This is a genomic window from Providencia sp. wls1916, from assembly GCF_009706585.1.
GTDB classification, from domain to species: Bacteria; Pseudomonadota; Gammaproteobacteria; order Enterobacterales; family Enterobacteriaceae; genus Providencia; species Providencia lanzhouensis.
This window is the reverse complement of the sequence record NZ_WLUL01000016.1, coordinates 158,031-172,934: the sequence shown is the minus strand read 5'-3', so window position 1 is coordinate 172,934 and position 14,904 is coordinate 158,031. Positions and strand designations below refer to the sequence as shown.

At 43.5% G+C, this 14,904-nt stretch carries 11 protein-coding genes; 9 read left to right on the top strand and 2 right to left on the bottom strand.

All coding sequences use genetic code 11. The features are described 5' to 3' along the window. Window positions 1–216 precede the first annotated feature (216 nt). The 6 genes from cytR (at window position 217) to rraA (ending at window position 5,942) form a co-directional block, all read left to right on the top strand. Window positions 217–1,245: a DNA-binding transcriptional regulator CytR gene (gene cytR, locus GKR61_RS11760; RefSeq protein ID WP_036950860.1), complete on the top strand. Its 1,029-nt coding sequence runs from the start codon at window positions 217–219 to the stop codon at window positions 1,243–1,245. Window positions 1,246–1,317: 72 nt separating this feature from the next. Further along, a complete protein-coding gene (gene ftsN, locus GKR61_RS11755) occupies window positions 1,318–2,157 on the top strand; it encodes a cell division protein FtsN (protein WP_036950859.1) in 840 nt (279 codons plus the stop codon). Between the two features lie 167 nt (window positions 2,158–2,324). Then, window positions 2,325–2,855 carry an ATP-dependent protease subunit HslV gene (hslV, locus tag GKR61_RS11750; RefSeq protein WP_006660514.1) on the top strand — a complete coding sequence of 177 codons (531 nt, stop codon included), beginning with the start codon at window positions 2,325–2,327 and terminating at the stop codon, window positions 2,853–2,855. An 11-nt stretch (window positions 2,856–2,866) separates the two neighbouring features. Next, the gene (gene hslU, locus GKR61_RS11745) at window positions 2,867–4,201 is read left to right on the top strand and encodes an HslU--HslV peptidase ATPase subunit (RefSeq protein WP_108479178.1); all 1,335 of its coding nucleotides are present in this window, start codon (window positions 2,867–2,869) and stop codon (window positions 4,199–4,201) included. A 185-nt stretch (window positions 4,202–4,386) separates the two neighbouring features. Continuing rightward, complete coding sequence (locus GKR61_RS11740) at window positions 4,387–5,304, top strand: 1,4-dihydroxy-2-naphthoate polyprenyltransferase (RefSeq protein ID WP_036950853.1); 918 nt, start codon at window positions 4,387–4,389, stop codon at window positions 5,302–5,304. A 119-nt stretch (window positions 5,305–5,423) separates the two neighbouring features. After that, entirely contained in the window at window positions 5,424–5,942 is a 519-nt protein-coding gene (gene rraA, locus GKR61_RS11735; RefSeq protein ID WP_154639803.1) for a ribonuclease E activity regulator RraA, read from the top strand. A 234-nt stretch (window positions 5,943–6,176) separates the two neighbouring features. Here the strand turns inward: rraA and zapB are convergent, their stop codons facing one another. Next, window positions 6,177–6,416: a cell division protein ZapB gene (gene zapB / locus GKR61_RS11730; protein WP_036950848.1), complete on the bottom strand. Its 240-nt coding sequence runs from the start codon at window positions 6,414–6,416 to the stop codon at window positions 6,177–6,179. Between the two features lie 305 nt (window positions 6,417–6,721). Between zapB and GKR61_RS11725 the strand changes: the two genes are divergently transcribed. From GKR61_RS11725 to GKR61_RS11715, 3 genes are all read left to right on the top strand, one after another. After that, window positions 6,722–7,552: an MIP/aquaporin family protein gene (locus GKR61_RS11725; RefSeq protein ID WP_036950846.1), complete on the top strand. Its 831-nt coding sequence runs from the start codon at window positions 6,722–6,724 to the stop codon at window positions 7,550–7,552. Between the two features lie 70 nt (window positions 7,553–7,622). Next, window positions 7,623–9,149 carry a glycerol kinase GlpK gene (gene glpK, locus GKR61_RS11720; protein ID WP_036950842.1) on the top strand — a complete coding sequence of 509 codons (1,527 nt, stop codon included), beginning with the start codon at window positions 7,623–7,625 and terminating at the stop codon, window positions 9,147–9,149. A gap of 265 nt (window positions 9,150–9,414) precedes the next feature. Continuing rightward, window positions 9,415–13,527: a hypothetical protein gene (locus GKR61_RS11715; RefSeq protein ID WP_154639802.1), complete on the top strand. Its 4,113-nt coding sequence runs from the start codon at window positions 9,415–9,417 to the stop codon at window positions 13,525–13,527. 54 nt (window positions 13,528–13,581) lie between these two features. On the opposite strand, the gene emrD is transcribed toward GKR61_RS11715, so the two are convergent. Next, window positions 13,582–14,766 (bottom strand): multidrug efflux MFS transporter EmrD, encoded by a 1,185-nt coding sequence (emrD, locus tag GKR61_RS11710; RefSeq protein ID WP_036950922.1) that lies wholly within the window; start codon window positions 14,764–14,766, stop codon window positions 13,582–13,584. Window positions 14,767–14,904 lie beyond the last annotated feature (138 nt).

Below are 14,904 nucleotides of genomic sequence, written 5' to 3'. Positions count from 1 at the left end.
AATACATGGATGAAGAATTTGGATTAAGTGGATATCACTATAACTATTTTCAAAATTTGCGAGGCAGCTCTAAAAAATGATGCAAGTCACACTTTTTATGCAAACTAGGTAACAGATATTATTGTGAAACTCTTTAGAATGTCTTTTAATTAACAAAATGACGTATTCGCGCCATTCAAAAAAAAGCAATCGATTAAATAGACAAAGGAAGGCGTTGTGGAAAGTAAAAAGCACAATAATACGGCGACCATGAAAGATGTCGCGAACGCAGCTGGCGTATCAACAGCCACCGTTTCTCGGACATTGATGAACCCTGAAAAAGTCTCCCTGCAAACACGCCAAAAAGTTGAGCAAGCCGTCTTAGATGTTGGCTATTATCCTCATAACCTTGCCCGCAGCTATAAACGCAATGAATCCAAAACTATTCTCGCGATCGTCCCAGACATTAGCGATCCATTCTTCAGCGATGTGATCTGCGGTATTGAAGAAGTGGCTGCTCACGAAGGTTACTTTGTGCTGATTGGTGACTGTAAACATCAACAGAAACAAGAAAATGCCTTTATCAACCTGATCATTACCAAACAGATTGATGGCATGGTTCTGTTGGGCTCTAACTTACCGTTTGATGTCTCAACCGAAGAACAAAAAAATCTACCGCCAATTGTGATGGCTAACGAATTCGCGCCAGAGTTAAAACTCCCAACGGTGCATATTGATAACCTCACCGCGGCCTTCAATGCTACCCATTACCTGCTAAAACAGGGTCATAAACGTATTGCTTGTATCGCAGGACCTGAAGAGATGCCACATAGCCAATACCGCTTAGAAGGGTATAAAAAAGCCATGTTACGCACCGGAGAAGGGCTAAGAGAGAGCTATATTGTACGTGGGGATTTCTCTCATGAAAGCGGCGCTGAAGCATTAAAAACATTACTTTCTTTACCAGAGCCACCGACTGCCGTTTTCTGCCATACTGATATCATGGCATTCGGTGCCATGTGGCAAGCGAAGAAAATGGGTCTGAACATTCCCGACGATATCTCTTTTGTCGGCTTTGATAACCTTGAGCAAGCCAAATATACATTACCCGCACTGACGACCATCAATCACCCTCGCAGGGAAATTGGTCGCCATGCGATGCTATTATTACTAGAACAGCTACACGGAAATAGTGTCACCGCAGGTTCTCGTCTCCTAGATTCTGATTTAATCGTTAGAGAGAGTACAAAAGCGCCTAAATGCTAGGCAAAATCGTTAAGGTTAAGTAACATATGACCTAAATAACGATTAACAACTGACAACTAGTGAATTAATAGCGTGGCACAAAAAGATTATGTAGCTCGAGGACGGTCGTCCGCTCGTAAAAAAAGCAAAGGCAAATCGAAGAAGGCCCAAGGGCTACCGCTAACCACATTAATTGTGGCGGTCGCTATTGTGGTGTTATTCGTTGGTGGGCTATTTTTTATTACTCATAATAAAAAAGAAGCGCCTCAAACTGCACTCCCCACTCAAGCTGCAAAACCGGGTAGCACGCTGCCACCTAAACCTGAAGAACCTTGGCGCTATAAAAGGGAGCTGGAAGAGCCTTGGCAAGATTACACCTCGCCATCGCAACCTAGCACAAATAGCGGCAATATTCGTCAGTCTGATCTCACTACCGAACAGCGCCAGTTGTTAGAACAAATGGATTCTGATCGTCGTCAACCTGTGACCAACCTGCAAGAAGTGCCATTTAATGGTAAGCCGGTACCGCGCTCACAAGTGGTGATCAATGAACCAGCTAAGCCCGTTGAAACTCCGACTCAACGCAAACCGTCGATTATTGAGCAAAAACCGGAAACACGTCCAGTTGCGCCAGTTCAGCAAGCTCAGCCTGTCACAAAACCGGAAGTGAAATCTGAACCTAAACCTGAGACAGCTCCAGTGAATAAAATGCAGAATATGCTCGTGCAATGCGGTTCATTTAAAACAGCAGAACAGGCTGAGTCAGTACGTGCCACTCTCGCATTTGCAGGTATCGAAAGTCGCGTCACCGCAGGTGGTGGCTGGCATCGCATCGTATTAGGCCCATATTCTAAGTCCACCGCTGAAAACATGCGTGACCGTGCAGCAGGCGTTGGTGTGAGTGGTTGTATTCTTCGTGCTTCTGGGGGTTGAAAAATCCCCGCCCCCCCCCCATCTACTGTTTTAACGTACTCGTAAGCAGTTATTTTTGAGATCAATCTCTTTCAAGTGATAGTGAATAGACCACTATCACTTGAAATTTATCTATCAAAAAATGAAATCAACTGCATTCTTTTTGTAATACAACCAGGGGCTAACTCATGACAACAATCGTAAGTGTTCGCCGTAATGGCCAAGTTGTAATCGGTGGTGATGGACAGGCGACGATGGGTAATACCGTCATGAAAGGCAATGTCCGCAAAGTACGCCGTTTATATAACGACAAAGTCATTGCAGGATTTGCCGGTGGCACCGCAGACGCATTCACACTCTTTGAACTGTTCGAGCGCAAACTTGAACTCCATCAAGGACACCTCACTAAAGCGGCGGTGGAATTAGCCAAAGATTGGCGTACCGACCGCATGCTGCGCAAATTAGAAGCACTGCTTGCCGTCGCTGATGAACACACTTCATTAATTATTACGGGTAATGGCGACGTCGTTCAGCCTGAAAATGACCTGATTGCGATTGGCTCTGGTGGTCCATATGCCCAATCAGCAGCACGCGCCCTTCTCGAAAATACAGACTTAAGCGCTCGCGAAATCGCGGAAAAAGCCCTCGCGATAGCGGGAGATATCTGTATTTACACCAACCATAATGTCAACTTTGAAGAAATTTCTTCAAAATCATAAGGATTGCTAGCATGTCCGAAATGACTCCACGCGAAATTGTCAGCGAACTCGACAACCATATTATTGGTCAACATAAAGCTAAACGTTCTGTTGCTATCGCCCTGCGTAACCGCTGGCGCCGTATGCAGTTAAATGAGCATTTACGCCATGAAGTGACTCCCAAAAACATTCTGATGATTGGTCCTACCGGGGTAGGTAAAACCGAAATCGCACGCCGTTTAGCCAAACTGGCAAATGCGCCATTCATCAAAGTTGAAGCCACTAAGTTCACGGAAGTGGGCTATGTAGGTAAAGAAGTTGACTCTATCATCCGCGATCTTACCGATTCTGCGGTAAAAATGGTGCGTTTACAATCTATCGAGAAAAACCGTTATCGTGCCGAAGAAATGGCGGAAGAACGCATTCTTGATGTGTTGATCCCACCAGCAAAAAATAACTGGGGACAAGCAGAACCTGTTGATGAGCAATCACCAGCACGCCAAGCATTCCGTAAAAAATTACGTGAAGGTCAGTTAGACGATAAAGAAATTGAAATTGAAGTTTCTGCAGCACCAATGGGCGTTGAAATCATGGCTCCTCCTGGCATGGAAGAGATGACCAACCAGCTACAATCTATGTTCCAAAACTTAGCAGGTCAAAAACAGAAGCCTCGTAAGATGAAAATCAAAGAAGCTTTTAAACTGTTGGTGGAAGAAGAAGCGGCAAAACTGGTTAATCCTGAAGAGCTGAAAGAACAAGCCATTGAAGCGGTTGAACAAAACGGTATCGTGTTTATTGATGAGTTCGATAAAATCTGTAAACGTGGTGGTCAAAGTTCAGGTCCAGATGTGTCCCGTGAAGGGGTTCAGCGTGACCTATTACCATTAATCGAAGGCTGCACCATCTCAACCAAACACGGTATGGTGAAAACTGACCACATCCTGTTTATCGCATCTGGGGCATTCCAAGTCTCTAGCCCATCTGATTTGATTCCGGAACTGCAAGGTCGTCTGCCAATTCGTGTTGAACTTCAGGCGCTGACCACTGAAGATTTCGAGCGCATCTTAACTGAGCCTAATGCTTCTTTGACTGAACAGTACAAAGCGTTGATGGCAACAGAAGGTGTTAGCGTTGAATTCACCGCAGATGGTATTCGCAAAATTGCAGAATCTGCATGGCAAGTGAATGAATCAACCGAGAATATCGGTGCGCGTCGTTTACATACTGTGCTAGAACGTCTGATGGAAGATATCTCTTTCGACGCCAGCGAGCGCGACGGACAAAGCATTACAATTGATGCTGAGTATGTCCGCCAACACTTAGACGAACTGGTAGCAGACGAAGACCTGAGTAGATTTATTTTATAATCTTATTAATTATCAGGTTTTCATGTATCCTTAATGGATGTTAGCTAAAGTGCAGCAATCTTGCTGCACTTTTGACATATAAAATCCAACTTAATAAGAACATTTACTCCCAATAATTCAAACGGTCACTCAGCAGCAAAGCCACGTTACCCATTGAAATATCACGAGTACGGTGAATAAATTACATGAACTCATCTTCAATCAGCCGCAAACAAGCTTGGCTAGAAAGTTTACGACCAAAAACCCTACCATTAGGGGTGATTGCCATCGTCACTGGATCCGCATTGACCTATTTCACGGGTAACTTTAAGTGGCCTGTCGCTCTGCTTTCTATTATCACAGCTGGCTTATTACAAATTTTATCTAACCTCGCCAATGACTATGGCGATGCGATTAAAGGCTCAGACACCGCTGAACGCATCGGACCTCTGCGTGGAATGCAAAAAGGCGTCATCACCAAAGAAGATATGAAAAAAGCGCTGAAGCTGAATATCTTCGCGGCTTGCCTTTCCGGTCTATTGTTGATTATTGTCGCGTGCGAAAAACCAGAAGATGCCATCGGATTCCTTGGCTTAGGGTTAGTGGCTATCGTGGCTGCCATTACGTATACCGTCGGTAAAAAACCTTATGGCTACCTTGGTCTTGGGGATATTTCCGTTCTCATTTTCTTTGGTTGGTTAAGTGTGATTGGTACTTTTTACCTACAAGCGAATAGCTTTAATATCATCACTATCCTACCAGCAACAGCTTGCGGTTTACTGTCTGTAGCTGTTTTAAATATCAATAATATGCGTGATATTGAAAACGACATTAAAGCGGGTAAAAACACGTTGGCAGTGCGTTTAGGTCCACAAGGCGCGCGCATGTACCACGCCATTATCATCATCGTTTCCATCTTATGTTTGGTATTTTTCAATTTACTCTATTTAACAGGTTGGGCGGGCTGGTTATTCTTATTGGCGGTGCCAATGCTGATGAATCATGTACGCAAAGTGCTTTCTGATCCTACCCCAGAAGGGATGCGCCCAATGCTAGAAAATATGGTGAAAATCGCTTTAGTCACTAACGTTTTATTCTCCCTTGGGGTTATCCTGAGTAAATAGTCTCAATTATTTGCTGTTTTTTTGACTTTTCCCGCTTATTTTCTGGCGGGAATTTTGCCAATCAGTGACTAAAAGGGATATACTGACCTTCCTCTTGCAGCAAAAAAGACCTAAATCCTATGAAATATGATACTTCCGAACTCTGCGACATCTACCAAGAAAGCGTTAATGTAGTAGAACCTTTATTCTCCAACTTTGGTGGACGTACTTCATTTGGCGGTCAAATCATTACAGTAAAATGCTTTGAAGATAATGGCATTCTGTATGATTTGCTGGAAGAAGACGGCCATGGGCACATCTTGCTGGTGGATGGCGGTGGTTCAGTGCGTAAAGCACTGATTGACGCTGAGCTCGCGCGATTAGCGGTAGACAATGGCTGGGAAGGTATTGTGGTTTACGGTGCCGTCCGTCAAGTGGATGCATTAATGGAGTTAGATCTCGGCATCCAAGCAGTTGCTGCAATCCCTGCGGGTTGCCCTGACGAAGGTATCGGCGAAAGCGATATCCGCGTTAATTTTGGCGGCGTGACATTCTTCTCCGGCGATTATCTGTATGCCGATAACACGGGCATGATTTTATCCGAAGAACCACTGACCCAAGCAGCCAACGACGATTTCGACGAAACCATCGACGAATAGCCCCACCAAACTCCACAAAAAAGGCAGATATCACTATCTGCCTTTTTCTTTTCTGTTTTCCGTTTTCCGTTTTTCACTTCTTTCAGAAAACACTTCTACATACCCCTACATTCCCAAAATAATTCGAGTCACAGGTAGGCGGCAAGTGGAGGATATCCCGATGAGCATACATAAGTATGTGATTCGGGTATCCAAACGAAGCCAACACCCCTGTGGCTTGAAGTATGAAGGGAATTAAACTTCTTCCATCTTACCGAGAAGGGTCCGTAAACGCTCCTGCCAAGTCGCCTGCTCTTGCTTCAGCTGTTCATTTTCACGAACCAGTGATTCAGTACCTGATTTGTTGGCTTGTAGCTCTTGGTTTAATGCACTGTTTTGTTCTTTCAGTTCATCAATTTCCATTTGCATTAATGCGATGGTGTCGATGGCTTGTTGAACTTTGGATTCTAGTTTCTCAAATACTTCAAATGACATGTTCGGATCTCCCTTTATAAGCGCTTTCCCTCGATTGTAAGTAGCATGATCCTCTGTGTCCAGTGACTTACACTTGATTACAAACATTATTCTTTTAATTGTCTCGCCCGTGACTATTCAAATGTTTGAATTCGACCTTAAAAATGATTGTTTGTTTTCGTTTTTTGGTGATTTGACACACAGTTTTCACAAATCGCAATATTCGATTATCTTTTTTCTCGCTAAATTAACAGAATAAATTTTCGCAGAGAAAATTATACTCGTGCAAAACACCTCTCTTAACAACTATTGCAGGATGAACATTTATGAGCAAAATGACACCTTCAACACTGACAGGTCAGTGTATATCGGAGTTTCTTGGAACTGCTCTGTTGGTTTTTTTTGGTTTAGGATGTGTCGCGGCTGTACGTATTGCAGGTGCTCAGTTAGGTCTTTGGGAAATTAGTGTGATTTGGGGCTTCGGCGTCGCACTGGCTGTTTACCTAACTGCGGGCATCTCTGGCGCTCACTTAAACCCTGCCGTCACATTAGCATTATGGTTATTCGCGTGTTTCGATAAGCGAAAAGTCGTTCCTTACATTATCGCTCAAATGCTCGGGGGCTTTTGTGCTGCTGCCCTAGTTTACTCAATGTATTCCCCTGTTTTTTTCGATTACGAACAAGTTCACCATATTGTTCGTGGCACACAAGAAAGTTTGTTTACAGCGGGTGTCTTCTCAACTTACCCTGCGCCACAAATCAGCGTGTTCCATGCGTTCTTTATTGAAGTGGTGATTGCCGCCATTTTAGTCTGCTTAATTTTAGGTTTAACTGATGATGGCAATGGCGTTCCTAAAGGTCCATTAGCACCATTATTAATTGGTATCTTAATTGCGGTTATCGGTGGCTCTTTTGGTCCATTGACTGGATTCGCCTTAAACCCAGCGCGTGACTTTGGTCCGAAAGTCGTGGCTTATTTAGCTGGATGGGGTGATATTGCCCTGACCGGCGGACGTGATATTCCTTATTTCCTTGTCCCATTGACTGCGCCGATTGTTGGTGGTCTGCTAGGGGCATTCGGTTATCGTAAACTCATTGGTCGCCATCTGCCTTGTATGACTTGCGAGTCTGATGAAGAAGAGAAAAAATCCTCTTAATACCGTTTCTTATTTCTAAAACTGGGTTTACCTAAAACCAGATTAACCCATTGCTGAACAGGTTTAAATTATGACAACAGAAACCAATATCGTTAAAAAATATATTGTCGCTCTTGATCAAGGCACAACCAGTTCGCGAGCTGTCGTTCTCGACCATGATGCAAATATCGTCAGTATTTCCCAGCGCGAATTCACGCAAATTTACCCAAAACCAGGCTGGGTAGAACATGACCCAATGGAAATTTGGGCAACGCAAAGTTCGACATTAATTGAAGTTCTCGCTAAAGCCGATATTCGTACCGATGAAGTGGCAGGTATCGGTATCACTAACCAACGTGAAACCACGATTGTTTGGGAGAAAGCGACAGGTAAACCTGTCTATAATGCGATTGTTTGGCAATGCCGCCGTACCGCTGACTTTTGTACCCATTTAAAAACGAACGATAAAGAACTTGAAGAGTATATTCGCCAAAACACGGGTTTAGTGGTTGACCCTTACTTCTCAGGAACCAAAGTAAAATGGATCCTCGATAACGTCGAAGGTGCTCGTGAACGCGCAGAAAAAGGTGAATTACTGTTCGGTACTGTCGATACTTGGTTAGTTTGGAAAATGACTCAAGGTCGCGTCCACGTCACTGACTATACCAACGCTTCTCGTACCATGTTATTCAACATTCGTAATTTAGAATGGGATGACAAAATCCTTAAAGCATTAAATATTCCTCGTAACATGCTGCCAGAAGTCCGCCCTTCCTCTGACGTTTACGGACAAACCAACATTGGGGGTAAAGGCGGTACACGTATTCCAATTTCGGGCATTGCGGGCGACCAACAAGCAGCACTGTATGGTCAATTGTGCGTAAAATCCGGTATGGCAAAAAATACCTACGGAACTGGCTGCTTCCTCTTGATGAATACCGGTGATACCGCAGTTCGCTCTAATCATGGTCTATTAACCACGATTGCTTGCGGTCCTAAAGGCGAAGTGAACTATGCCCTTGAAGGTGCGGTGTTTGTGGGCGGCGCCTCTATTCAGTGGCTACGTGATGAATTGAAACTGATTGATGAATCTACGGACTCCGAATATTTCGCCACCAAAGTTAAAGATAGCAACGGTGTGTATGTGGTGCCTGCATTCACTGGTTTAGGCGCTCCATATTGGGATCCGTATGCGCGCGGCGCTATCTTTGGCTTAACACGTGGGGCAAACCGCAACCACATTATTCGTGCCACATTGGAATCCATCGCTTATCAAACCCGCGATGTCCTCGATGCGATGCAAGCCGATTCTGGTGAACGCCTAAAAGCCTTACGTGTGGACGGTGGCGCTGTTGCGAACAACTTCCTGATGCAGTTCCAATCAGACATTCTCGGTACCTCTGTAGAACGCCCTGAAGTCCGTGAAAGCACCGCGTTAGGTGCCGCTTACTTAGCGGGTATCGCCGTTGGATTCTGGGAAAGTTTGGATGAACTGCAAAGTAAAGCCAACATTGAACGTGTCTTTAAACCGGGTATTGAAACCACTGAGCGCAATTATAAATACGAAGGTTGGAAAAAAGCGGTCGCTCGTGCTCAAGAGTGGGAAGACCGCGCTTAACTTTTCGATATCACGACATATATTGCTAAACAAAATATATTGCTAAGCAAACCGTCAAAGCAGTGCTCCGGCACTGCTTTTTTATTGCTGGTGACTACGAATCGCAACATCTCAAGTAATTCGCTAATAAATAAAAACATCACTCATAGATGAATAATAAATTAGAAAGCTCCCACCTGCTTATCTAGAATTCGTCCCTGCAATAACTATGTTTATGAATTATTTTATAAAAAATTATTTTTAAATTATTTCAGGAGTGAAGGTTATGGATAACCGGAAAAAATATGCATTGATGCACACCAATCAATCCAGTGCACAACTCACATCCCAAGCACAACAGCATGGATATTTAGAGCTTGGTCTATACAAAAATCGAGGACGAGTTGCAAAAATCCACACAGACAGTTTTTACTTAGAAGGGCTACAAGACGATCCTCAGAAAACACATTCAGGACACGCCGCTTTTGATATCACAAACTGGTTACTGGATAAGCCTCGTTTACCGGGAGAACAGCGAAAAAACTATCTATTAAGTACTCTAGATGAAGATGATTTTTCAGGGTTTAAATTCCATCCATTGCATAATTTATGGGTTGATAGCTTTAACCCCCCTCATCAATGGCGCGATGGAGAGCCTCGTTCTCAATCGCAATTTGTTGAGTTACTACTTCCAAGCGGCCAATCAGAGCGTCATTATGGCATGCTCATTCTTGCGGGTGATGCTAACGATCTGCAAGTAGAGCTGGCACGACATTGGCTTGAATTGACTGGTGGCGGCTTACTGATTATTGAAAATGATACAACGCTTATCTCGAAGCCAGTTCAATTGCTTCTTGACGAGCTAGAATACATACAAGACTCCCCAGCATCTGAGCAAGATACAACGATTTTCGCTCAATATTCTCAACCAGGGATATCCGTCACTGCCACCCCTGCATTCCATGAAGATAGCTCCGAGCAAAAATATTATGTTCTAGATAATTTAACTTACTATTTCAGCGGATTACCTCAACAAATAGAGCCAACCACTTGGGTTTATGAAGGCGTTCTCACCGTGCCTAAATCTGAACGCCTTATCCTCTATGTGGATACACAATATCATCCCTATAACCTCACACTGGATATTGATCAGTACACTCATCAAATTAATGCTCAAGATGAATGTGGCGAAATCGTGATTAAACATACCCAAAAGGGGCAGCAAGTTCACTTTAAAATCACCACCACGACACAAGATAATGCCCCCAATATCCGCTTAGGGTGGGGGTTTTCAGGGCAAGAATCAGTTCAATTTATTCCTGATGATTTCATTCATCACACTCCCTTGATTACCACAGAAAATACCTCGGTTGAGCAACCTGCCCCACATTCTTTATTCAACCCTGATGGCTACCAACAGACACTGTCATTACCTTCTACGTCGATAAACTCATTCGCACTCACAGAAGAGACCCGAAATAATAGCTATTATTTTTCAATTCAAATAAATAGCTCACGGTTGAATACCGTTTTAAGACTGGATGATATCAGCCTATCACCACACGATTCCTGGGAGGGACTTGCAGCCGAAATCGAAGACTATGTTAATCAGCAACTCGCTGATCTTGAACTCCCTCTTATCTCCGCACATTATAAAAATAACCAGATTGTCATCACCTGTGGCGGCATGATTGTTTCCCAATTTCAGCTAAAAAATCAGCAGTTACACCCTATCCTTATTGCAGAGAATCCCCATGGTATCGCCAATCAATTTCACGTAGGTGTGCTGTCTGGAAGTTTGCCATTTCATGAGGAAATTGAATATTTTCAGCTTATTGAAGAGCCATTATTTGGAGAGGTTGTATTAAACGAAATAACCGGAGAATGGCAATATATACCTGATGGTAAACAATCTTTCCGTGGGCATGACCAGTTTGATTTTATTGCCATTATGAAAGATGGCTCTGTTTCTGCCCCTATGTCTATTCAGCTACAATCTGAAGAAGCGCCTTATCTGTCCCTTCCAAGTAAGCGTATTTTTACGTTACCAGATCCGATTTATCATCAGCCTCAGATGCGTCATTACCCCGTGCCAAGCGATATGCAAATTCACAGTATTCAGCTAGCACAAACCCACTTACTTGAGCCTCATACTAAATACTTCAGTTTAACAGCTGACCGACCCGCATTATTAAAAATTGATATTACCAGCGCATCGGAGGCTACAGCACCCGATATTGTGGCCATTATTCGAAATAAAGAGGGTGTTGAACTAGAGAAAGTGGTTTTAACGGGTCCATCAAACCTTCCAGCCGCTCTCACCCCACCGCCTAATACGCCTAGCTTTGAAGCTAAAGATTGGCACCGTTACAGCTATACCGCGCCGATAAAGGGAAAATGGATTCAACCTGATATGGAGATACAAATTCTCGCGGGGGGTATACCAATAACTCAATATGGCATCCAAAATGTTGAAGCTGAATACGCAATGCCTGATGAGGGTACACCATTTCCCTTCTATACCGCTGAAGGAAGTTTCTTTCCTAGAGTCAAAAAGATAAAGCCCATCACTGCACATGTCGCGCATAAAACGCTTTACCAAGATGGACACGGTACTTACCCTCATTCCCCTCTCAGTTGGGGATTAGAAGCGCTCGCCAAGTTACTCATTCACCAGCTAACCTTATATAGCTATCCCCCTATCCCTCAGAAATCGGCTTTATATCCTTGTATCGTTCAAGATGATGTGATTTATACAGATAGAACGACGCTAGTTCATCTTTTGTATGACGCTCCAAGCAGTATCCAAGAGCCATCAATGTCACAAATTGAGAGCTCTTACTTAGAGAGCCAAAAAGCAGCGCGGAGAACAGAGCTGTATAGCGAATTTTTTTATATCGCTATCCTGCCGCTATCTATGGAGGGGGGCACATCAGGTGTGATTGGGTTAGCAACCCATAACTTTGGTGGCGGAATATCAAAACCCAGTATTTTATGGCATGAAATGTTTGGGCATGGTCTTGCACTCGGCCATACCACAAATGAAGGTTACCCATATCCAGCGGAAAGTCATGGTAAGAACATCGCATATGATTCATATCGCCAGCAATACACAACCTTCCGTAAAGACGAGCCAGAATATGAGATTATACCCGCAATGTATCCGAGTGATTATCCTCATTACAGTGATCAATACGACGCATTCTTAGCGCATTCAGATTACTATATTTACTTGGCTCAACATTTTTTATCTAAAATTAACGAAAGTGAAGTCCCAGGCGAATATGTCTCCGTCTACCAACTTAATGGCATATTTCTTCCTTTACCTGATGGCTCGCAACACCCTTATAGTTACCTCGCCGTGACTCAAACTCTCGGGCAATTGATCCAACAGGATCATTCTGATTCCTCTCATAGTTTGACGATCACCTATGTCACGCCATCCGGTCTACTCACCGAATCCCTAAAAATTTCCTTGAGGGATAACGAACTTAATTTGAATATTCCCAATAAGGGGGAATTAGTTAGCCTCAAGATTATTAAGACGGAAAATGGCACAGATACTGAGGTCTATCACTATAAAAATCCTGAATCTCTAGCAAATCGCTTATTTATTTATGGTGATGGAAAAACCGTGCCGGAACAATTGCAGATAGATAACTATTGGCGTGGTAGTCGATTATCTTGGTCTGCAACGGATAAAAATTTAATTGATATCTCAACAGGGAAAGTAAATTCTCAATATATCACTCCGCAAAGTGCGATTTGTGCCAGTTGGATAGAGAACGGGCAATTACACCAACAATACTTCTCATTAAGTGACCCGTTTGGTCAAAATAATCAAGTTGATACAACCCATCATTTCCAACCAATTCATCATTTCGATATGCAAAATAATGAAAATGATATATCAACCTCTCATTTAAATATTCTTTCTGATATCAGGCTACTTTCTGATGTGCATATCAACCAACAAATTGATATTAGCAAGCTAGGGATCACTGAGAAAAATAACCAATATTGGGTGACCCTACTCATTTACGATGAACAAGGTATTATCCAAGAAAAAACGCCGCAGGAACCTTGGTTTTTATCCCAGAATAAAAATATACTTTCAGTCAAAGGAACAATCGACAGCACCCCAGGCTTAAAAATCGCGGGGATTAAAATTTATATCGATCAACATTTACATGATGATGTAGCCGCCAGATCAGTTTGGCTTAATCAAAATACTAATCAAACATTGGATGAAAATACCGAGTTTCTCAATTACGATCGCCCTGTGGAATTTAACTCGCTCGCTTCACAAATGGCAGGAATGAAAGAGGACACAATCAGCGCACAACAACAAGCCACTCAATGGGTTGAGTCAGCACATTTCATACCGTTGGTCGCATAATAAATCAGGGGGCTTATTTGCCCCCTTAACATAAAACTTAATCAGTATTCTAAATTAAACCATACGCTCGGTATGACTCATACGACGCGCTAATGGTAACCAGCACAACACGACCAGCATCGACATCAAGAACATCAGTAAGCCAAGGCTAAACTGGCCATTTTGTGGCATTAACGCAGACACCCACGTTGCAACACCAGAACCCACGTTCTGTAAACCACCCACTAATGCTCCTGCTGCACCGGCTAAATATGGGAATGGCTCCATCGCACCAGTAGTCGCCAACGGGAATAACATCCCAGCGCCAAAGAAGAAAATGGCGGCAGGTACCAACAGTGTCCATGTATTCATGATGCCAAACCAACCTGGTACCCACATCATGATGCCCGCAGCTAAACAAATCAGTACAGACTGCCACATCAAGGTGGAGAAATTCTTACCTTCACGCCCCGCGTACCAAGCACCAAAGAACGCCGCAGGAATAGGCAAAATAAACAGAATACTGACGGTAATACTGCTTAGCCCTAAGACACCACCCATCAATACACCGCTACAAGCTTCAAAAACAGCGATCCCCGCCAGAGCACCAATCAACATCGTCAAATACGAAAGAAACGAACCGTTAGATAATAATTCACGGTATGACGCCACTAAATTATGTTTTTCAGGTGAAATAGGACGAGTCTCCGGCATCCAGCGATACATACTGAACAACACTCCGCCACCCAACAGGAATAAGAAAATATAACAGGCGTGCCAACCAAAGAAATGCGCCAGTATCCCACCAAACATAGGGGCTAACAGTGGGCTCACTAACACCCCCATATTGAGCAAACTATTGGCGTAACGTAGTGCAGTGCCTTTATACAGGTCACGCGGCATGGTTCTCACCATTACTCCAGCAACCCCTGTACCTAAACCTTGTAAACCACTCGCGACCGTCAATACCGTCAGCGTTGGGGCAAAAATAGCGACAATCGTTGAAATTAAGAAGATAGATAACCCAGCTAAAATCACCGGACGGCGACCAATTTGGTCAGATAACGGACCATACAGTAGCTGGGAAAAACCGTAAGAAAACAGATACGCCGCCATAACGCGCTGTACAGCACCCGAAGGTTCACCGAAATACACCGCAATTTCAGCAATCACGGGGACATAAACAGTTTGAGTCATTTGCCCAACCGCAGCGAGGGCAATCAACATTAGCAACAGATTAAAATTTTCAAGCTTTCTCATTTTGCTCTCAGACATTCACAATTCCTGAGCACACAATAGCGCCGCATTATTAAAGTTTAATAACACGAACAGTTGCACTCAGGATTAAATAATAGATTTTTATTCGTTGTTTTGCCCATTACATTGGAATTATATAAC